The organism is bacterium (assembly GCA_020444065.1).
Lineage (GTDB): Bacteria > Sumerlaeota > Sumerlaeia > SLMS01 > JAHLLQ01 > JAHLLQ01.
The window spans coordinates 15,894-36,744 of sequence record JAHLLQ010000005.1 but is presented as its reverse complement, the minus strand read 5'-3'; the positions used below and the strand labels follow the sequence as shown (position 1 = coordinate 36,744).

The window sequence follows — 20,851 nt, the reverse complement described above, 5'->3', positions numbered from 1 at the left end:
CTGCGTCTTTGGGCCTCTGCGCGATCCCCCTTTCCCCGCTTGCCTCCCGGGCTCCGTTCGCCGCATTCTCGCCTTCGGAATGGCAAGAACCCCAGGGGGCATTGATGAGCGAGTTGTTTGACGACAAGTTGCAGCCGACGGCCGAGGGCGAAATGCCCTCCGGCGTGCGCGATCGCGTGGATGTGCTCCGGCGGGAGATCGAGCACCACAATCTCCTGTACTACAAGCAGGCCGAGCCCAAAATCAGCGATCGCGAGTACGATCTGCTGGTCGAGGAATTGGAAGGGCTCGAGCGCCAGTTCCCGGAGCTCAAGGCCGAGGCCTCGCCCACGGAACGCGTCGGCAGCGACCTGCAGGAGGGCTTTGCCACGGTCCGCCACGCCGTGCCGATGCTCTCCATCTCAAACACCTACAACGAGGACGAGTTGCGCGAATGGGATGAGCGCAACAAGCGCAGCCTGGGGTCGCTGGTCGATGGAGAGATCGAGTACGTCGTAGAGTTGAAGATTGACGGCGTGGCGATCTCGTTGCGCTACGAAGAGGGTCGATTCGTCCAAGGCGCGACGCGCGGCGACGGCAGCCAGGGCGACGATGTGACGCAGAATCTGCGCACGATCGATGTCATCCCCGATCGCATTCCCGTGCCGGACGGTGCGCGCGTTTTTGAAGTGCGCGGCGAAGTCTACTACAAGCGCGATGCGTTTGATGCGATGAATGAGGCCCGCGCGAAGGATGGCAAGCAGGTCTTTGCCAATCCCCGCAACGCCGCGGCCGGTTCACTGAAGATGCTCGATTCCGCCGAGGTCGCAAACCGTCCGCTGACGATGTTTGCCTACGCCGCCGGCGAGTCGGACTACGACTTGCCTCCGACGCACTTCGAGTTCCTGCAGTTCATCGAAGAACTCGGGTTCTGCGTGAATCCGGAGCGAAGCCTTTGTAAGTCGATCGACGAAGTGATCGCGCTGGTCGACGTTTGGGAGAAGAAGCGCGGCGATCTGAACTACGACACTGATGGGCTAGTAGTGAAGGTGAACAACCGCGACTGGCAGCGTCGCCTCGGCGCCACGTCGAAGTCCCCCCGGTGGCTCGTCGCGTACAAATTCAGCGCCGAGCAAGGGCAGTCGAAACTCGAAAGCGTTGAATGGAGCGTCGGACGCACGGGTGCGGTTACGCCCGTCGCGAATCTCAGCGCCGTGCGGCTGGCCGGCACGACGGTGAAGCGCGCAACGCTGCATAACGTCGATGAACTGGATCGCCTCGGAATCAAAGTGGGCGATTCTGTCGTTGTCGAGAAGGGCGGAGACATTATCCCGAAAGTCGTGCGTGTGCTGGAGTCTCTCCGCACCGGCGACGAGCTGAAAATCGCCATTCCGGAGAACTGTCCGTCCTGTGGATCCAAGCTGGTGCAACTCGAGGAAGAGGTCGCGCTGCGTTGCGTGAATGCCGCGTGTCCCGCGCAGGTGCGAGAACGGATCATTCACTATGCAAGCCGCAATGCGATGGACATCGAAGGCCTGGGCGAGAAGGTGGTGGATTCCCTCGTCGATCACGCCTTGGTAACGGACGTGGCCGACTTGTATGGATTGCAGAAGGAGCAATTGATCGATCTGGAGCGATTTGCCGAGAAGTCCGCACAAAACTTGGTCGACGCCATCGACGAGAGCAAGACGCGCCCGCTGGCGAGTTTCCTGTTTGCGCTGGGCATGCGGTTCGTCGGCACGTCGTCCGCGCGCGATCTGGCACGCGAATTCGGAACGTTGGACAATGTGATGGCGGCGGATTATGAAAGTCTGAAGGCTGTCGAAGGCATCGGCGAAGTTGTCGCCCAAGCCATCTGCGAGTTCTTTGGAAGTGACGACAACAAAGCCTTGATCCAGCGCCTCCGCGATGCGGGCGTGAATCCGCCGACGGATGAATCCGCCGCGGAACGCGAGGCAAACAAGAGCGAAGTCTTTGACGGCAAAACGTTCGTCCTGACCGGCGAGTTGGAAGCCATGACGCGCGCCGAGGCGAAAGACGAGATCGAAAAGCGCGGCGGAAAAGTCACCGGTAGCGTCTCAAAGAAGACCGACGTCGTTGTCGTCGGCGATAGCCCCGGCAGCAAGTTCAAGAAGGCGCAACAACTCGGTATCACGATCTGGGACGAGACTGAACTGCAGAAGAACCTGAACGGATAATCGAGACGATGGCTGCAAAACCGAAGAAACCCAACTACGCCGACTACCACACGCAAAGCTCGTTGTGGGACAAAGTGGACGAAGGCCTGAAGGACCGCATCGGCAAACTGCGAAAGAATGCGAAGAAGTCGGCCGAAGCGCTCAAGATGGCGGAAGTTCTGCGTGGCGAATTCCCAGAGGCCGGGTGCGCGCTGCACTACAAGACGCCGCTGCAATTGCTCGTGGCGACGATCCTTTCCGCACAGTGCACCGATGAACGCGTCAACATGGTTACGCCGGCGCTCTTCAAGAAGTATCCCACGGCACTGGACTTCGCGAGCGCCCCTCCAGGCGAGTTGGAGAAGGACATTCACTCCACGGGGTTCTTCAACAACAAAGCGAAGGCCATTCGCGCGGCTTGCGCGGACATTCATGAACGCTTTGCCGACCAAGTTCCGGAAGACATGGATGAATTGCTGTCGCTGCGCGGCGTCGCTCGAAAGACAGCGAACGTTGTGCGCTGCAACGCGTTTGACTATCCCGGTCTCACGGTCGACACGCACTTCAAACGAATCACGAATCGCCTTGGCCTGACAAAGCAATCGGACCCGGAGAAGATCGAAGCGGAGATCGCGAATCTTCTTCCGCCGGATGAATGGTCGCATTTCTGTCACTCCGTCATCTTGCACGGACGCAAGACATGCAAAGCACGCAAGCCCGATTGCGCGAGTTGCGCGCTGCAGACGCTCTGCCCCAGCGCATTTAAGTCGGAGATTTGACGAACGAAGGAACGCCCCATGGCCGAAGAAAAAGCAACTGCTGCCCAACGCCTGGTCGACAACATCGAGAAGGTGATCGTCGGCAAACGCGAGACGATCGTGCAGACGATTTCCGCATTGCTCGCGAACGGGCATGTTCTCGTCGAGGACGTTCCCGGCACGGGGAAAACGATGCTGGCACGCGCGTTGGCGCGTTCGCTGGACGCCGGATTCCGACGCGTGCAGTTCACACCAGATCTGCTTCCGTCGGACCTGACGGGCGTTTCCATCTACAATCAGAAAGCCGGCGAGTTTGAGTTCCGCGAGGGCCCTCTGTTCAGCAGCGTTCTCCTGGCGGATGAACTCAATCGCGCGACGCCGCGCACGCAATCCGCGCTGCTGGAGGCCATGGAGGAGCGCACCGTCAGCGTCGATGGAGCGACATACAAACTGCCGGAACCGTTCTTCGTCATCGCGACGCAGAACCCCGTCGAACACCACGGCGTATACGATCTGCCGGAGGCGCAGTTGGATCGCTTTCTTGTGCGCCTGTCGCTGGGCTACGCATCTGTCGCGGAGGAGCGCCGCATCGTCGAGCACCAGCGCCTCGCCCATCCTCTCGAGTCGATCGAGTCCGTCGCAACAATCGACGAGATCGTCGCCGAGCAGCAGAAGCTGCGCGAGGACATCGCCGTCGAGCCAAACGTGAGCGATTACATCGTGCGACTCGTTGCGGAAACGCGCGAGCACCGCGATCTAATCCTCGGCGCCAGCGCACGTGCATCGATCGCGCTCTACCGCCTGTGCCAGGCCCGCGCGTGGATCGATGGCGCGGCATTTGTCACGCCGGATCTGGTGAAGCAGATGGCGCCGATCGTCCTCTGCCACCGACTGCTGCTGAAGCCGCAAAGCCGCCTGGGCGGGACGCAGCCGGAACAGATCGTCAACGAAATCCTCGATCACGTCGAAGTGCCGGTGGGACGGTTTAAATAGTCGCTGAGTATGGATCAGTTCTTCTGACTAATCTTCGGCTCGCCGCGATAGACTTTGTAGGCCTCGATCAAGTCCTTGAGCGCCTTGATCGTGTAACCGATCACGACGGCGTCATCGATGTAGCCCAATCCCGGGATGAAATCGGGAATGATGTCGATCGGCGCGATGAAGTACAGCAGCGCCGCGATGATCTTCGCCTTGTACGTCCAGTCGATCGTGAAGCCCTTATCCCGCAGCATCGCGTAGAGCAACTTCACGTTGGACAGCAGCCGCCCGACGCTGCCGCCGATGGCCTCGCCGGCGCTCGCCATTTTCTCGTCCAGCCGATCGTGAACGCGCTGCTCATCCTCGGGGGTGACGTCTTCGGGGCGGATTGTGTGTTCCATTGCGGTTTCCTTTTGGTCGGCCACTGCAGGGACCCTATACTCGTTATGGCCCATCGCCAAGGATATTCAGTCGCGTTTGCCATTGCCACGCCCGCGCCGACGGCGGCAGAGTTCCGCCGGAGTGAGCATATTCCCGGAGGATGTTATGCTGAAGTTTGTGGACCATATTGGAATTGCCGTCGAGGACCTGGACGCCGCGATCGAATCCTACAAGGGATGCGGACTGACCAATGTCGGGCCGATCGAGGAAGTGAAGGAGCAAGGCGTCAAGGTCGTGATGATCCAGTGCGGCGAGACATGCCTGGAACTGCTGCAGGCAACGGGCCCCGATTCGCCCGTCGGCAAGTTCATCGAGAAGCGCGGCTACGGAATGCATCATGTCGCCTATCGCGTGGACGATGTGGCGGCAGCGATGGACGCGCTGAAGTCCCAGGGGCGTCGCGCGCTCTCCGAGGCGCCGCGCCACGGCCACGCAGGAAGTCTCGTTTGCTTCATGCACCCGAAAGATATGGGCGGGGTGCTGACGGAACTGGTGGAAAGGCCGGCCGGTTCGCCGCAGGAACCGCCCTACGCTCATTGATGGCCGCAAGGTTCTGGCGAAATTCTGCCGGTCCCGGCGCGGCCCGCGTCACAGGAGACGGCAGTGAATCTGATTGAACTCGGTTGGGATGACGGCTGGGCGGAAGCCTTTGCACCGCATCAGGCGAAGGGGCACCTGCCCGGCCGCATTGCAGTACGTCACAAAGGTCAGTACGATGTGCTGACCGAAGAAGGACACGTCGTCGGGCGCATCAAGGGTTACCTGCGCCACACGGCGGAATCGCTCGCGGAACTCCCGGTCGTTGGCGACTGGGTAGCGCTCTCCCGCCGCGAACACGACCCCATTTTTCGCATCCAGGAAGTCCTCCCCCGCCGCACGCGCCTGTCACGTAAGGTTGCAGGCGTTCGCACACGCGAGCAGATGCTGGCCGCAAACGTCACCACGGTCTTCATCGTGATGGGACTGACGGAGGACTATAATCTCCGGCGCCTGGAACGCTACCTCGTGTTGGTTGAGGAGTGCGGCGCGCGCCCGGTCGTGGTGCTCAACAAGGCGGATCTTGTTAACGAAGAGCGTCTCGAAGCCGAAGGGATGGAAGCGAAATCGGCCGCCCCGGATGCGCCGATCCACGTGACCTCCGCCACGGAAGGACGCGGCATCCTCGATCTGCGCCAGTACCTCGGCCAGGGCGAGACGGCGATCTTCGTCGGCTCCAGCGGCGCGGGAAAGTCCACGATCATCAACCGACTGATCGGCTCGGAACATCAGCGCGTGGCGGAAGTGCGCGAGGCCGACGGCCGAGGCCGTCACACGACCACGCAGCGTGAGATGATACTGTTTCCAGAAGGCGGCGTCTTGATCGATTCCCCGGGCCTGCGCGAGGTCCAGCTCTGGGTCACGGAAGACATGGGGCTCGATGAAGTATTCCCCGAGATCGTTGAGCTGGCGGAGCAATGCCAGTTCCGCAACTGCGATCACGAGTCCGAACCGGGCTGCGCCGTGCGATTGGCAATTGAAGAAGGCCGCCTGGATCCGGCGCGACTGCACAGCTATCGACAGTTGCGCGACGAGTTGGAGAATGTTGCCAAACGCCAGGCACAGATCACCGAAATGCGCCGCGAGATTCGCAAGACCGGTGGCAAGCGGCGGCGCTAGATCGATTCGCCGATCAGCAGCGCGACGGGGAAGTTCTCCAGCGCCTGCCCGACCGGCAGCTTGCCCTCGACCTTGATGTCCGCGCTGGTCATCGCGTCGCGCCATCGCTTCGGAGCGCCATCTGGTAACGCAATCATTGTATTCTGCCAAACGGCTTCGCCAACCGGTGCCTGACCTTCATCCACGATCTGCGTGAAGAAGCGCGGCGCGATGACCAGCATCGTTACGCCTTCCAACTCGCGCGTGAAGACAACGAGGCGGTTGCGTTGCTCGCCGCTCAGGCGACACGGCATGTACCGCCCGCGTTGGAAGAGTTCCGCATTCTCCGAACGCGCCTTCAAGGCACGGTGTGTGACGAACATCTTCACGCGCCCATCAGCGTACGAGTCCATCAACTCGCGCGCGAACTTGCCGCACTTCGTGGCGGACTTGCGCACGATATCCTTTAGCATCGCCTGGCGAACTTCAAAGTCCACCGGCCGGCGATTGTCCGGATCGACCAGATTCAGGTCCCACAGTTCCGAGCCCTGATAGAAGTCCGGAACACCGGGACTCGCGATCTTCAGCAAGGTCTGCGACAGCGAATTCAGCGCGCCGTAGAACTGGACCTTGCGGGCAAACGGCATGAAACTCTTCAGGAACGAGTTGTTCTTCCGTGGCTCGAGAATCTTCTGGATGAATGAGGAGTAGGCCTGCTCGTAGTCATCGTCCGGCCGCAGCCATGCGGTGTGTTCCTTGGCCTCGCGAACGGACTTGATGGCGTAGTCGCGAACGCGCTCGACGAAATCTTCATCCGGCTCCGCGCCCGGTGGCAGGACGCCAAGCAGCGTCTGGTATAGGAAGTACTCGTCGTTCGGGCTCGGGATAAGTCGACTCTTCTTCTTCGGCTTGTGTTTCTGGTTCGAACGTCGCCACCTCTTAAGTTGCGCATCCCACTCTTCCGGAATCTCCGACAGCACATTGATACGCGCGCGCACATCCTCGCCGCGTTTCGTATCGTGCGTCGAGGTTGTGCTCATCGAATTCGTCCAACGCTGCATCCGGTTGATGTTGAACGCGTGGAACTCCTCCGGCGAGAAACCAAACTTCGTCAGATTCGCTCCGACTTCATTCAACGACACGAGACGATTGAAGATATAGAAGACCGTGTCCTCGATGCCCTTTGCCATCAGCGGCCCGGTGAACTGCTGAACGCGCATGATGAAGTGAATCCAATCCGCGCGCTCTTCCGGATTGATCGTGCCGTGGTAGCCGGCGAGGACGAACTTTTCGAGAAACTCGAATTCATGCACGAGCACGGGTGCTTCGGCGCGGCAAACGTTGAAGACGCCTTCTAACACGGTTGCATCCTGCTGCGTAAAGTTGTCGGGGCTGATGTACGTCCGATAGTGCGGGAACTGCGTCAGGAATTCGACGAGCGCACGCCGCAACGCATACAACGTCAGGTCGTTCCCGTCGCGATAGCGGCTGGAGATGCGCTTCAGCAAGTGAGCCAGATTATCGACATCGCCGGCCATGTGCTTTCCGATAATCAGTCGTTTCTTCTCCTGAATCAGGTCCTGGTATGGGATCTTCACATCGGCGAAGCGTTTGTAAATACGATCCAGCTTGGTCACATTCTGCGAATCGCAGAAGAGCCCGTTCACCATGTTCAGAAATTCGTAGCCGGTCGTTCCCTGGATTGGCCACTGCGGCGGCAACTCCTCTTTCAGTTCGAGGATCTTCTCCACCACCAGGTACGTTGCGCCGGTCTTGTCACGCAGTCGTTCCAGGTACGTCGTCGGATCGTACAATCCATCGATGTGATCGATGCGCAGGCCATGAATGCGTTGGCGCCGCACAAGATCGAAGATCAGTCGATGCGTACGCTCGAAGACCTCAGTGTCTTCCATTCGAAGCGAGATCAGATCGTTGATCGAAAAGAATCGCCGGAAATTCAGTTCTTCCGTTCCGACCTTCCAGAATGCCAGGCGGTAGTGCTGCTTGTTGAGCGTTTCGTCCAGAAAGTGAAAGCTCTCTGGATCGCCGGGGCGGCCATTGAAAGTGGCAACATTCTCGTCAATAAAACGACGGATCTCGTTGTTGTCGTTGTACAGTTCCCACAGCAGATGTTTGACAAACGCGATCTGATCGCCGCGCTCCTCGTCATGCTCCTCATCGCCTGCTGCAGGCAGGTTCTTGATGAAAAACGTTACGCCCAGGAACTTCAAATAATCCGCATCACGACTGCCAAGCGTACGCTTCAGCCGCGCCTGGTTGTACGTCAGGATGTCGAGGTAGGACGTCAGGCGAAGCGGGAATCTCAGGTCGTAGTAATTGACCGAGAATCCCCATCGATCGTACTTGAGTTGAATCTCACCCTTCTCCAGGCAATCGCCGTAGAAACCACCCAGGAATGGCGCAAGCACGCGCCCTCGAATGCTCTCGTATGGATGATTCCATTCGATGTCGAAGAACTGATAGAAGCGCGAGTTCGGCCCATTCTCCAGCACATCCATCAGAATCAGGTTTTCTTTCGCGAACGCCATGTGATTCGGCACGACGTCCTGCAACCACGCCATCTCGTGGGCGCGCAACTCGCGGCTCAGTTCCTCGAAGCCTTCTTCGCCGCCGAGTTCGGGATTGATTTTCGCCATGTCGACAACGTCGTAGCCGTGGCTGCTGCCCGACCGCGCCTTGAAGATGGGCGACGCGTAAAGATCCGACACGCCCAACTCCGCCAGGTACGGCACGATCTTCTGTGCATCCTCGAATGCGAAGTCGGGATGAAACTGAATGCGGTATGTGGAAACAGGCAGATGCATAGTTATCGTTTTCCCTCCCGGAGTTCACTGCGTCTTCGGGGGAGTTCTATTCAGTCCTTTGTGCGAACGTACAGCGCCAGGGATTGCGGCGGCATTTCGATTGTCGCGCGGTCCTGCCACTGCACGAGCGCCGTGGCACCAGTTCCACCCCAGGAGTCGGCCGCAGAATCCAGCCGCCGCATCCACCGCCCGGGCGCCCTCTCGATGGAAATAGCCTCACTCTTCTGCGAGAAGTTGAACAGGACCTTCACACAGGAAGTGCCTTGCAAGCGCGTCATCTCCACAACATCGCCGTGCAGTGTAGTCTCGACGCTTTCCTTCTCCAGGTTGCTCAGCGCAGGCAGGCCGCGCCGCAAGGCGATCAACTCGCGATAGAAGTCCAGCAGCAGTTTGTGCTCGCCCTTGCCGCGCAATTTCCAATTCAGCTTTGACAGCTCGAAAGTCTCTTCGGCTTGCGGGTCGGGAACTTCGCCCTGCCAGTCGAAGGACTCGAACTCCTCGCGCCGCCCGTTGCGCACGGCCTCGATCAAGTTCGCATCGGAGTGGTTCACGAAATACAGGAACGGGGCGTCCTCGGCGTACTCCTCGCCCATAAACAGCATAGGGACAAACGGCGAGATCAACATGCAGCCCGCCGCCAGCTTTCGCCCTTCGTGCGTCAGCAAGTGCGAAAAGCGCTCGCCCGTCGCGCGATTCCCGACTTGGTCGTGATTCTGCACACAAACAACGAATTGCCGGCCTGGGCGCCCGATCGGCGGACGGCCGTGATTGTGATTGCGAAACTCCGAATGGTCCCCCGTGTAAACGTACCCCGTTGATAGGGCCTTTGCAAACTGGGCCGGGCTGTGGAAGTCCATGTAATATCCATCGCGCTCGCCGGTTGTCAGCGCGTGAACGATATGATGAAAATCGTCGCTCCACTGCGCGTCCATGCCGAGACCGTGCTCATCGAGTGGTCGCAGAATCCGGGCATCGTTCAGATCGCTCTCCGCAATCAGCAGCCGCGGTCGCCCGTCGTGCTCGCCGAATTCGCGCACGCGCTCCGCAAGCTCCTGCAGAAATGGTCGCGCATTGATGTCGAAAATCGCGTGCGTCGCATCCAATCGCAAAGCATCGATATGAAACACGCGCAGCCAGTACAGCGCGTTTTCGATGAAGAAATTGCGCACCTCGTTACTTCCGGCGCCGTCGAAGTTCATCGCCTGACCCCATGGCGTGCGATAGCGATCCGTGAAGTACGGCCCATAGCAGCCGAGGTAATTTCCCTCTGGTCCCATGTGGTTGTAAACGACGTCCAGAATCACCGCAATGCCCCGCGAGTGACAGGCATCGACCAGGCGCTTCAGTCCCTCTCCCCCGCCGTAGGATTTTTGGACGGCATACGGATACACGCCGTCGTAACCCCAATTGCGCTCGCCGGGATTCTGAGCCACGGGCAACAACTCGATCGCATTGACACCAAGGTCACGCAGGTCGTCCAGGCGTTCGATGGCGGCATCGAATGTTCCCGCGTCGGTGAAGGCACCGATGTGGAGCTCGTACTGGATCATCTCTTCCAGAGGCACACCCTTCCACGCCCGATCGCTCCAGCGAAAAGTACTCCGACCCACGAGTTCCGACGGGCCGTGCACACCTTCTGGCTGTGAACGTGAAGCGGGATCGGGACGATCCTGGTGCCCGTCGGGTTGGAAGAAATAGCGCGCCCCAGGCTCCAGGCCTTCGAGCGTCGTTTCCCAGTAGCCCCGATCGCAGCGTGTCATCGGGACGATACGATCCTCCGGCGCAACGAGATGCAGTCGCACGTCGTTGCTTTCGGGCGCCCACACACGGAAGTGCGCAAGCTGATCGGAATTGTACCAGGCACCGACTTCGGCCACGGGAAAACCTCCTGATCGAGTTCGCCCGAATCGTAGGCGAATACCGGGCCGGACGCAAGAGGGGGAGATGCAGAACGGGCCGCCGGCGATTGGCAGGCGGCCCGTGGTTGAAGCGGTCAGAAGGTCGTTTTGGGCTTATTTTGCAGGCAGATAGTCGAATTCGCCTCCGCCGATAGCCCACAGATAAAGCGCTTCGCTGTCTGCGCGGTCCACATCGCCATCGCAGTCCACATCCCAGACCGGCTGGTAGGACTTCCAGTGCATCGCCTTCTCGCCGGTCAAGCGCGAGAGAAGGACGGCATCAAGCACGGTCGTCGCTCCGTCCCCATCCACGTCGCCGAAGGAAGGACGATGATTCGGGTCCTTCGGAGAGGCACCCAGGAAGACTTCCAGTTCGTCGCCAAACCCGTCGCCATCCGTATCGCGCGTACTGCGCGTGAACGGAATCGTGTCGTGCACGTAAGGCGACTGGAAGCCGATGTCGAACTGGCCAATGCGGCCTCCATCCGCGCCGTAAACGGTGGCGAGCGATTTCACATACCAGCCGATCGCGCCTGGGTTCGGATGGTAGGAGTACTCCATGGTGGTCGAAGTGCCGACATCGGAGGCGCTCATCACGCCCGTACGGCCGTTGTTCGTCGTGTACAGCGGCGTGATGACGCTGCGCGACGTCGTGAATGTCTGCTCATAGAAGATATAGTCGTACATCGTATCGGAGCCGGTCGGGCGAGCATCCGCCAGGCGCAACGTCACCGTTCCGTCCTCGCTCCTCTGCACGTTCAGCACCTGCATGTCCGTCGAAGCGATTGGCTGACTTCCCTCGGTGCCGAACACGCTCTCGCCCGTCGCATCGAAACCGGAGTACGCCATGATGGTGTAGCTGTAGTCGCCTTCCCACGAAGTCGGCTCCGCCGGGTCGACCAGCGGCAGATCGAACACCGGCGTTTCGCCAAAGCGGGCAGATCTGATGACCGGCGTCGGATAGTTGACGATCTCTTCGTGTACCCACGTGCCCGTCGCGGTCACGCGCGCAACGCTGATCAGGTAGGACGAGACACTCGTCGGCCGATCGTCGCGGAAGGACACCATCGCCCGGCCCGGGGAGATCGGAATCAGCGCGCTGTTCACAATGTGTGTCTCGGGCTGAGCCTGCGTCGTCACGCGCACGCGCATGCTGCTGGATTCGTAGATTGGTTGCAGCGAGAAGCCTTCCGGCAGGTTGATGCCGACGACTTCGTTGAACGTGCCGGATCCGACCTCGAAGAACAACAACGTGAACTCCTCGTTTTCGCTCGGCGTGTAGCCATTGAAGACGACTTCCAGACGACCGCCAAACTCCATGATGCCAATCGACATCTCGTCATTCCCAGAAGCGCTCGGAACGATGCCGCGATGATGCTCGCGATGCTTATCGAGCGGGAAGACGTCAAATGCCATCGTGCCGAGCGATCCTTGGTGCAGCGTTCCCGACACGCCGATCGATGTGTCCGGCGCGATCAAGCCGGAGACATTCGTCAGATTGCCACTGATGAAGCCACTGCCGGCGAGCGTGCCATCGTTCAACGTGAACGTGTTGTTCACGCTGACCTGGCCGGTCCGCAGTTCTGTTGTCCCGCTGTTCTGCGCGAGATCCTGATCCGCCGTCAGCGTCGATTGATCGATCAGAATGTAGCCGAGATTTGTGAACAGGTTCGAATCGGTTATGCTGATCGTCCCGGGAGAAATGGCCTCTAGAAGCCCCATGTTCAGGAAATTGTAGCCGCTGCGAATGTCGAAAGACATGCCGGGTTCCAAGTTCGCAGTCATCCGACCTTCGTTGATCAGGCCGCCCTGATTGAGAATCATCTGGCCGGCGCCCTCGATGCTGTGATTCAAACCGTGCCGCATCACCGTGTCGAGTGCCGGGAAAATGCGATTCTGGATGGAGCCGGTCAGACTCATGATGCCGGTGCCGCCGAGTGTATTCCCACCGTTGACGATGATATTCGTCTCGTTCGCGCCCCCCTGCATATCCCAAGGGCCATTCTGCGCGAAGTACCCATCCGCGATCGTCACAGTCGAATTGTTGTTCTGGACGACATGGCCGGACATTGCCACCGTGCTCAGCGAGTTATTGCCACTAAAGGTCAGCGTCCCTCCCTCGAGCGACACATCCGTGTCGGATATTGAGGAGTTGGTCACGCCGATGTTGCCGCCTCCCAGCGCACTCACCGAGGTGGTGTTCCCGAAGTAGCTGGAGTTCTCGATGAAGAGCTTCGAGCCATCATGTATGATCAGCGGCGCTCCGCTGTTGTCGAAGTTCGATGTATTCAGGATGAGCCCGCCCGGGCCGACCGCTTCCACGATGCCGGTATTCACAAAGGCCTGTGGCTGGCGCGTATCGATCGTCAGGGCGCTTGTGCCTTCGGCGATGAGTTTGCCTTCATTGTAGAATCCGCCGTTATTGACGCCCAATTGACCCGCTCCAGAGACTGAGACGTTCGGCCCAAAGGTCATCTCCCCGTCCAATTCCGGATAGATGCGATTGTTCACACTGTCCGAAAGAACCAGATTCATCGGCCCATAGAGCGTTCCGTAGTTGTTGATGATGAGATTCGTCCAATTCGTAGTCCCCATCATGTTCCATGTTCCATTCAGGAACTGATCGCCGTAGATATTCACAGTCGACAGGTTGGTCTGAACGATGGTGCCGGTTGCGGGGACATCGCTCAGATTGACGTTTCCGCTCAGCGTTGCCGTCGTATTCTCCGCCAGCAATTGCACGCCCAACACGGTCGAGTTCGTCACAGCCAGAGGTGCCGGAGCCTGCAGAATCAACTCTGTCCAATTGCCGTCCAGTGTCGAACTATTGATCGACATCTGCGAGGTTGGCTCCACAACAATCGGGTTGGTGTAATTGTTGAAGTCAGTCGTATCCAACAGCAGGCCACCCATGCCGGCTGCCCGTACGGTCCCGTAGTTCTCGAAGGACATCGGCTGGCGCGTATCGATTCGAAGTAAGTTGCTGCCCGATGCGACGATCGATCCCTCGTTGTAGAAACCGCCGTTGTTCACGCCGAACTGACCGGCGCCGGAGACTTGCACATCGGAAGCAATGAACATGTTCTCGTTCAGTTCCGGATAGACCCGATTATTTGAGGAGTCCGAAAGAATCAGGTCCATCGGTCCCCACAAGCCATCTCCATCATATACAATCAGGTTTGTCCAGTTGCCGCCCCCCTGCATCTCCCAGATGCCATCATGGTGCAGGCCGCCGTAGATATTGACCGTCGAGGCATTGCTCTGCACGACGGTACCCGTCGAATTGACGTCGGTGAGATTTACATTACCGGAATAAACGATATCGGCTATGCCGCGCCCGAACAGGACACCTGAGACAATGTCGGCGCTGTGAATGGAACTGTTTGTAACCAGCATCTGCGATCCGGCTGCGAGCAGAACAGCCAGTCCATTGTTGTACAGCGTGGAATCGGACACTTCCAATTTCGAACCGGTATCAACGATAATTGGATCATTGTAGTTCACAACGTTGGCAGTGCTAAAAATGAGACCGCCAGGCCCTGTCGCAGAGAGCTTCCCCATATTCTCAAAAGCCATCGGCTGGCGCGTATCGATTCGAATCGCCGCAGTGCCGTCCGCCGTAATGGTCGCCTCGCTATAGAAGCCGCCTTCGTTGACACCCAACTGGCCCGCACCCGAGATCCAGATGTCAGGCCCAAAAGTCATCATCTGATTGAGCTCGGGATAGATGCGGTTGTTTCCGGAGTCGGAGAGAATCAAGTCCGAGGTTCCAAAGAACCCGCCGCCTCCATTCACAACAAGATTCGTCCAATTGCCGCCCGCATTCATGTACCAGGGACCGGTGTGCAAAATGAAGTCTGCAACATTTACGGTCGATCCGTTCTCCTGCACAACGGTGGTCGTCGACACGACATTGTCAAGATTGACGTTGCCGGAGTAGGTAACCTCGCCGGCGGCGCGCTCGGTCGGCAAAACAATGAGCATTGATCCGATTTCCGCATTTCGAATCGTCGAGTTCGCGACATTCATTTGCGCGCTGTTGGCCAATGAAATACGCAGCCCATTGTTGTCGAGTGTCGAGCTATTCATGTCGAATCGCGAACCGTCGGCCACAAGAATCGGGTAGTTGTAGTTGTTGACATTGGCCGTGTTCAGGTTAAACCCGCCAGTCCCAGTCGCTTCCATGTGACCGTAATTCTCCAGGGACATTGGCTGGCGCGTATCGATTGTCAGGGGATTGGCTCCATCGGCAACCAGGCTGCCGTATATGAAGAAGCCGCCTTCGTTGACGCCCAAGTGACCCGCGCCGTGGAGCCACGTTGCATTGCCGAGCGTCAGAGTTTTATTCAGTTCCGGATAAACTCGGTTGTTCATATTGTCGGTCAGAGCCAGTTCGAGAGTTCCTTCGGATGCTACGTCGAGAATGCCATCACCCCTGACAACCAGGTTCGTCCAGTTGCCGCTTCCCAGCATGTTCCAAACGCCATCGAAGGCCAGGTCGTTATCGATGTAAACGGTCGAACCGTTGTTCTGATCAAAGACACCGTATGATCCCACTGCGTCCAACGTGCAGGTGCCAAAGAAATCGACGACGCCTGCCATCATGTAAATGAACGCATCGCCGATCGTCGAGTCAGACACGGACATCGCTGCGGTGCCTTGAAGGTCGATATCCTGTCCGTTGTTGTAGAGCTTAGAACTTGTCAGGTTCAATTTCGAGCCATCAGACACCGCGATCGGAGAATTGTAATTGTTCACGTCGGATGTGTTGAGGTGAATGCCACCCGTTCCTTCCGCTGCCAGCGTCCCGAAGTTATCGAAACTCATCGGCTGGCGCGTATCGATCGTCATGGTCGCCGAGCCCTGCTGGGTGATCTGACCGTGATTTCCGATTCCTCCCTCATTGAGGCCAAACTGTCCAGCACCGGTGATCGAGATGCCGCTCTCGATTACCATGCTCTGATTCAACGAGGGATAAATGCGATTGTGTGCTGAGTTCGACAGAAAGATGTTCGCCGGTCCGATCAGGCTACCGCCATTGGCAATGATGAGTGATGTATCCTGCAAACTTGCATCCATCGTCCAATCGCCATTGATAGGAAGGTCGTTGATCGCCTGAACGGTCGAACCGTTCTTCTGCGTCGCCTGACCAGAATAGCTCGCGCCATTGAGCGTGTTGCTCCCCAGGAAATCCGTCATGCCGCTGCCGGCCGTCAGCGCCAGGTCGTAGATCGTCGAGTTCTCTATGTTCAAATACCCGGAGCCATTGACCTGGATGGCGTTTCCATGTCCATAGAGGGTCGAATTTCTGACGTAGATCTGACTTCCCGAATCCATGAAGATGGGGTTCGAGTAGTTCTGCACCGTCGCCGTGTTCAGCCGCAGTCCCGCCGTGCCAGTTGCGCGAAGTGCGCCGTAGTTCTCAAGCGTCTGGGGCTGGCGCGTATCGATCTCAAGATAGTTTGTATCATTATTGGCATCGATGATTCCATAGTTGACGAAACCACCTTGGTTTCCCGCAAGGTGACCGGAACCTTCGACTGTCAAACTGGGGCCGAACTCAAACGTCCCGTCGAGAGTCGGCATCACCCAGTTGTTTGAGTTATCGCTCAGTTGAAGAACGCCGGATCCGCTGACCTCTGAGTCATTCAGCAAACTCAGTTGCGTCACGCTTCCTGTCGAAGCAACGCGGAGCACGCCGTCGACCTCCATCTCGCCACCATCGATCTGGAAGTTGTTGCCGTTCAACACTTCCACCCGATCGCCGGTCGTCACCGTGCCAGTCGTGATCTTGGCGTTGAAATTGACCGAGGCGATTGAATCGGTTCCGGTGTCGCCGTCGATGATCGCCCAGTAGGAATCGACGCTGTTCGTCGGGACTTCGCCGAGACTCCAGGCAGCAGTGTTGGACCAATCGTCCGTTCCGCCAATCCAGACATTGGTTTTCTCCGCCGCCTGTGCGGTCGAGAGCGCCAGTGGCGCCGCGGAAACCAGGGCACCGAAGATCAATACGTTTCGAAATCGAGCAGAATGCTTCATGGGGGAATCTCCATGCTGTGTAATTCAGTCGCTGTTTCGTGAGGCTTGTTGCCGAATCGGGCACGGAGAATGGCGGGCGTCGGGGACGCCGCACCGCATCCTATCCCTCTCCAAGGCAGGTCGCATCATCGTTGTTCCAATCCTGATAAGTGTAAGAGAATGTGAACGAGGCGTCCGGGTCAATCTGGAAGGAGAGGGAGGCGGGTTGAGAACCTAATATTCGCACGGAGGAATGCAAATCTCCCATTGCCGTCTGCCTCCTCCCTGTCCACACTCCAGCGTTAACGGTTCAAAGTCGTTCGGGTGTGGCCCCTCAGGCCCGCCCGGCGGGAGCCAATATTCGGCCATGGCATCGATAATGTCCAAGAAGTCTACCAAGCCATCGGACACTGCGGACGCGACGCCCGCCAACGAGCGCCAGCGCATCCTCGGCCTTCTCCGTGGATCTCCCCTCTTCGAGGAGATCGACGAGATCGACCTGGAAACCATCGCCGACCTGTCCAGCCTCTTCACAACCTATCGTGGCCAGACGCTCCTCGAAGAAGGCGAAGAGGGGCGCGATGTCCTGATCATTGTCTCCGGTCGCGTCGGGATCCACATCGAGTCCATCGCCCCATACGTCGAAGTCGGGATCACCCGGCTTGGCCCCGGCGAAGTCATTGGCGAGATGGCCCTTGTCGGCGGCCAGGTCCGATCGGCCACCGCCGTCGCCATCGACCCCTGCGAGATCCTGGTCGTCAACGGCGAGGAGCTCTGCCGCATGTTTGACGAGCAGCCGAATCTGGCGATGCGCATGATGCGAAACGTCTCGCGCATCCTCTCCGAACGCCTGCGCCAGATGAACCGCCGCATGGTCAACCTGATGCGCGCGCGGTATTATTGATGGAGGTGGCTCGGGCATCCCTGCCCGAGAGACGATCCCGGCGTGGCGGCAATTGCAGGAACATCGGAGTGCAACCGCAGAGATCAATGTCCTGAACCCTCGCAGAAGGATTCCCGTCCCTGGGGCTTGAGCAAGATGCTCAAGTCACCTCAACAGTCGATATACAGATAAGGCGGGCACGTGCCAGGCCAGAGCGTTCCGCGTAGGCTGATCCCTACCCGAGAGACGATCCGGGCGCGGCGACACAGTGAATACCGCTACCCCAATGACAAAAACACGCCGAAGTCCCTGGGATTCCGGCGTGCTTCAGTCTGACAAGTTTTAGAGGCTCACTCTTCGTTCATTCGAGCTTCTTCCTCGAGTGAAAACGGAATCGTGCCGTCTTCGTTGACGCGGACCGGCGGACTGTGCCCGTACAGTTCCGCGTCGTGGACCGAATCGTTCGGATTCGAGCTCTCCTTTGGCTTCTTGTCGGTCGGCGTTGCAGCGGGAGGCATAACACCGCCTTCGTCTGTCAGCACCGCCTCCATGATGCTCTTCAACTGCCCGACGACGATCAGGGCGTCCTTGTACTTGATCGTCCGCCCGGTCATCTCGCCAAAGAAGAAGACCTGTGGAACGGAGTGAAAGTTCTGCCGCACTTCCGCCAGCAGGCTGTTGAACATCTTGGCCGTATCGTCATCCACGATCTGTGTGGGGTTCAGTTGGGCAATGAACCGAATATCCGAGTACAACTGACAGGCCATCTTGTTCAGGAGCACTGTCGTCTTGGGCATCATACGACTCCCGGGCAAGCGCTGCAGAACTCAGGGCTGCAACGCATAGTAGATTTCGCAAACCTGATCTTCAGATACCCCCAAAGCCTTGATCTTGCCAAGCCTTTCCTCGTGGTCGGCCCGGTTCTCCTCGGGCAGCACGTAGATTGCGTACCCTTTCCCGCGCTCCGTCGGCTCCGATCCGAGGGCCTCAACCAACCCATCCAGATCTGCCGTCCGAACTCGCAAGTACCGCTTAGGCAAGGACTCACGCTCCATCGCCGGGTGGCTGTTCCCGTGTGGAATCCGCAGCGGCATGAGCCGCTTGATCGCCGCCGAGTCGGTGGCCTTCGCGATCAGCATGATGTCCGCCAAGACGCCGCTACCGGTCGATCCCTGGCCCGCCCCCTGGCCGTAATACATCGTTGGCCCGATCGGTTCCGCCTCGACCCAACACGCGTTCAACACGTCGCGAACGCGACCCAGGATATGATCGAGCGGGATGAACGTCGGACGAACCGAGAGTTCCACGGTCCCATCCTTGAGTTGCTCGGCGCTCGCCAGCAGCTTGATCGTCTGGCCGCTCATCGAGGCAAACTCGATATCCTCCGGCGCAATCCGCGTGATGCCGACCTTCTCGACGTGCTCCTTGCGCAAGTCCTGGCCGAATGCCAGCGATGCCAGGATCGCGATCTTGTGCGCCGTATCGTCGCCCTCGATGTCGAGCGTTGGATCCGGCTCCGCGTAGCCAAGTTGCATGGCCTCTTTCAACGCCGTCTGGAAATCGACGCCAATCACGTCTTCCATCGAGGACAGGATGTAGTTACACGTTCCGTTCAGGATGCCGTACACGTGGTTGATGCGATCGGGCAGCAATCCCGTGTGCATCGTGCGGATAACCGGAATGCCCGCACCGACACTGGCTTCGAAGAGCAGGTGCACGCCGCCGTCGTCTGCAGCGTGGAAGAGCTCGCCTCCGTACGTCGCGATCAGCGCCTTGTTGGCCGTCACCACATGCTTGCCGGCCCGCAGGGATTCTTCAACGATATCGCGCGCCACGCCTGTACCGCCTACCAGTTCGACGACAACTTCGATCTCTGGATCGGCAACGATCTCCTTGTAATCGGAGGTCATCTTGATCCCGTCCGTCGGAACGCCGCGGTCTGTCTCCAGATCCGTATCGCAGATGGTGGTCAACTGCATCGGCCGCGGAAGGCGGCTGTTCATCAAATCGCCGTATTCAGCGAGGTGACGCACCAGGCCGGTGCCGATATTACCAAATCCTACGAGCGCGATTTTCAGTGGCTTGCTCATGGTTGTATCCTGTTCGAGGCGTGAGAGTTTCGGGCTTCACCCGGCTTGGTTCAGAGTCCCAGGCCGGTCAGTGTTTTCGAGTTCAGATTCGGAATCCGTGTCATGCTCAGGAGAAGATCGACGCGCGACTGGATTTCGCCCGGCTTGATGCGCGTCATGCGCTTCAGGCTGAAGTCCTCGACGACGAAGCTGGCCATGGTGCTGCCGACGGCGACCGCGCGATGGATGTTATCTTCCGTCACGCGCCCCAGGCGGGCCAGGTATCCGGTCAGCGTCCCCGCGAACGTGTCGCCGGCACCGGTCGGGTCCTTTAACGTTTCCAGCGGAAATGCCGGAACGCTCAGGATCCGATCCTTCTGGAAGAGCAGGCTGCCGTGTTCACCCTTCTTGATCACAACCGTGTTCGGCCCGAGAGCGAGCAGACGCTTTCCGGCCTTGATCAGATTCGCCGTTTCGCAGTACTGCCGCGCTTCCTCTTCATTCATCAGCAGCAGCGTGCACTTCTTGATGACCTTGGTCAGCTCCGACTTCGTTCCCTCGATCCAGAAATTCATCGTGTCGAGCGCCACGAACTTCGGATCCTGCAACTGGTTCACAACATACAACTGCAGTTCAGGGTGAATGTTTGCGAGGAACACGAATGGAGTCCGCGCCTGGCGCTCGTTCAGATCCGGCCGGAAGTGCTCGAACACATTCAGGCAAGTCGTGTTGGTGTGGGCATTCTCCATGGTGCGTTCGTAGAAGCCGGACCAGCGGAAGGTTTCGCCTTCTTCGTAGACCAACCCATCGAGGGAGACGCCGCGCTTCTTCAACTGCGTCACGTACTTACGGGGGAAGTCCTGTCCAACCACTGCGACCAGTTCGGCCGGCGCGAAGTACGACGCCGCCACGGAACCGTAAGCCGCCGATCCGCCAAGAATATCCGTTTCACTACCGTATGGAGTATCGACGGTGTCCAGGGCGACGGATCCGACGACGAGTGCATTCGACACGGCAATCTCCTTGAGAAGTTGGGAGTTTTCCTCGTTCCAGAGGGATTGCCAAGAAGCCCGGGAGGGCGTTGCGCTGTCAAGACGAGAGGGCACGATCATCGCCGGACATGCCCAGCAGTTCGTGCCATAAGCCAAGAGATTTCAATATGATGAACGAATCGCCATGATTGGGGGGCG

13 protein-coding genes are annotated in these 20,851 nt (G+C 58.8%); 6 read left to right on the top strand and 7 right to left on the bottom strand.

All coding sequences use genetic code 11. From position 1 onward, the window contains the following. Nucleotides 1-152 precede the first annotated feature (152 nt). Genes ligA through KQI84_13045 form a run of 3 tightly spaced genes read left to right on the top strand, consistent with a single transcriptional unit; the run spans nt 153 to nt 3,907 of the window. On the top strand, nt 153-2,177 hold the full coding sequence (gene ligA / locus KQI84_13055) for an NAD-dependent DNA ligase LigA (GenBank protein ID MCB2155805.1): 2,025 nt from the start codon (nt 153-155) through the stop codon (nt 2,175-2,177). 8 nt (nt 2,178-2,185) lie between these two features. Further along, nucleotides 2,186-2,935 carry an endonuclease III gene (nth, locus tag KQI84_13050; protein ID MCB2155804.1) on the top strand — a complete coding sequence of 250 codons (750 nt, stop codon included), beginning with the start codon at nt 2,186-2,188 and terminating at the stop codon, nt 2,933-2,935. Nucleotides 2,936-2,953: 18 nt separating this feature from the next. Continuing rightward, the gene (locus tag KQI84_13045; GenBank protein MCB2155803.1) at nt 2,954-3,907 is read left to right on the top strand and encodes a MoxR family ATPase; all 954 of its coding nucleotides are present in this window, start codon (nt 2,954-2,956) and stop codon (nt 3,905-3,907) included. 14 nt (nt 3,908-3,921) lie between these two features. On the opposite strand, the gene KQI84_13040 is transcribed toward KQI84_13045, so the two are convergent. Then, a complete protein-coding gene (locus tag KQI84_13040) occupies nt 3,922-4,293 on the bottom strand; it encodes a DUF1232 domain-containing protein (GenBank protein ID MCB2155802.1) in 372 nt (123 codons plus the stop codon). Nucleotides 4,294-4,438: 145 nt separating this feature from the next. Between KQI84_13040 and mce the strand changes: the two genes are divergently transcribed. Both mce and rsgA read left to right on the top strand, forming a co-directional pair. Further along, nucleotides 4,439-4,873 (top strand): methylmalonyl-CoA epimerase, encoded by a 435-nt coding sequence (gene mce, locus KQI84_13035; GenBank protein MCB2155801.1) that lies wholly within the window; start codon nt 4,439-4,441, stop codon nt 4,871-4,873. Nucleotides 4,874-4,936: 63 nt separating this feature from the next. Next, nucleotides 4,937-5,989, top strand: coding sequence for a ribosome small subunit-dependent GTPase A (rsgA, locus tag KQI84_13030; GenBank protein ID MCB2155800.1), 1,053 nt, complete (start codon nt 4,937-4,939; stop codon nt 5,987-5,989). On the opposite strand, the gene treY is transcribed toward rsgA, so the two are convergent. From treY to KQI84_13015, 3 genes are all read right to left on the bottom strand, one after another. Beyond that, nucleotides 5,986-8,793: a malto-oligosyltrehalose synthase gene (gene treY, locus KQI84_13025; GenBank protein ID MCB2155799.1), complete on the bottom strand. Its 2,808-nt coding sequence runs from the start codon at nt 8,791-8,793 to the stop codon at nt 5,986-5,988. The two genes, rsgA and treY, sit on opposite strands and share 4 nt — an antisense overlap. Nucleotides 8,794-8,843: 50 nt before the next feature. Further along, nucleotides 8,844-10,670 carry a malto-oligosyltrehalose trehalohydrolase gene (gene treZ / locus KQI84_13020; GenBank protein MCB2155798.1) on the bottom strand — a complete coding sequence of 609 codons (1,827 nt, stop codon included), beginning with the start codon at nt 10,668-10,670 and terminating at the stop codon, nt 8,844-8,846. A 135-nt stretch (nt 10,671-10,805) separates the two neighbouring features. After that, nucleotides 10,806-16,730 (bottom strand): hypothetical protein, encoded by a 5,925-nt coding sequence (locus KQI84_13015; protein ID MCB2155797.1) that lies wholly within the window; start codon nt 16,728-16,730, stop codon nt 10,806-10,808. 346 nt (nt 16,731-17,076) lie between these two features. Here KQI84_13015 and KQI84_13010 point away from each other — a divergent pair, with 346 nt between their 5' ends. Further along, the gene (locus KQI84_13010; protein MCB2155796.1) at nt 17,077-17,613 is read left to right on the top strand and encodes a cyclic nucleotide-binding domain-containing protein; all 537 of its coding nucleotides are present in this window, start codon (nt 17,077-17,079) and stop codon (nt 17,611-17,613) included. Between the two features lie 329 nt (nt 17,614-17,942). On the opposite strand, the gene KQI84_13005 is transcribed toward KQI84_13010, so the two are convergent. From KQI84_13005 to KQI84_12995, 3 genes are read right to left on the bottom strand one after another with little or no spacing between them, the layout of a single operon-like run. Further along, the gene (locus KQI84_13005) at nt 17,943-18,389 is read right to left on the bottom strand and encodes a hypothetical protein (protein ID MCB2155795.1); all 447 of its coding nucleotides are present in this window, start codon (nt 18,387-18,389) and stop codon (nt 17,943-17,945) included. Between the two features lie 30 nt (nt 18,390-18,419). Next, complete coding sequence (locus KQI84_13000; GenBank protein MCB2155794.1) at nt 18,420-19,682, bottom strand: homoserine dehydrogenase; 1,263 nt, start codon at nt 19,680-19,682, stop codon at nt 18,420-18,422. Nucleotides 19,683-19,732: 50 nt separating this feature from the next. Then, the gene (locus tag KQI84_12995) at nt 19,733-20,773 is read right to left on the bottom strand and encodes a bifunctional hydroxymethylpyrimidine kinase/phosphomethylpyrimidine kinase (GenBank protein ID MCB2155793.1); all 1,041 of its coding nucleotides are present in this window, start codon (nt 20,771-20,773) and stop codon (nt 19,733-19,735) included. Nucleotides 20,774-20,851 lie beyond the last annotated feature (78 nt).

Excerpts from the sequence above, each read along its gene's own strand:
- mce (MCB2155801.1), top strand. The coding sequence starts at position 4,439 with ATGCTGAAGTTTGTGGACCATATTGGAATTGCCGTCGAGGACCTGGAC.
- KQI84_13000 (MCB2155794.1), bottom strand. The coding sequence starts at position 19,682 with ATGAGCAAGCCACTGAAAATCGCGCTCGTAGGATTTGGTAATATCGGC.
- KQI84_13015 (MCB2155797.1), bottom strand. The coding sequence starts at position 16,730 with ATGAAGCATTCTGCTCGATTTCGAAACGTATTGATCTTCGGTGCCCTG.
- KQI84_13005 (MCB2155795.1), bottom strand. The coding sequence starts at position 18,389 with ATGCCCAAGACGACAGTGCTCCTGAACAAGATGGCCTGTCAGTTGTAC.
- KQI84_13045 (MCB2155803.1), top strand. The coding sequence starts at position 2,954 with ATGGCCGAAGAAAAAGCAACTGCTGCCCAACGCCTGGTCGACAACATC.
- KQI84_13040 (MCB2155802.1), bottom strand. The coding sequence starts at position 4,293 with ATGGAACACACAATCCGCCCCGAAGACGTCACCCCCGAGGATGAGCAG.
- ligA (MCB2155805.1), top strand. The coding sequence starts at position 153 with ATGCCCTCCGGCGTGCGCGATCGCGTGGATGTGCTCCGGCGGGAGATC.
- KQI84_13010 (MCB2155796.1), top strand. The coding sequence starts at position 17,077 with ATGGCATCGATAATGTCCAAGAAGTCTACCAAGCCATCGGACACTGCG.
- treY (MCB2155799.1), bottom strand. The coding sequence starts at position 8,793 with ATGCATCTGCCTGTTTCCACATACCGCATTCAGTTTCATCCCGACTTC.
- KQI84_12995 (MCB2155793.1), bottom strand. The coding sequence starts at position 20,773 with ATGATCGTGCCCTCTCGTCTTGACAGCGCAACGCCCTCCCGGGCTTCT.
- nth (MCB2155804.1), top strand. The coding sequence starts at position 2,186 with ATGGCTGCAAAACCGAAGAAACCCAACTACGCCGACTACCACACGCAA.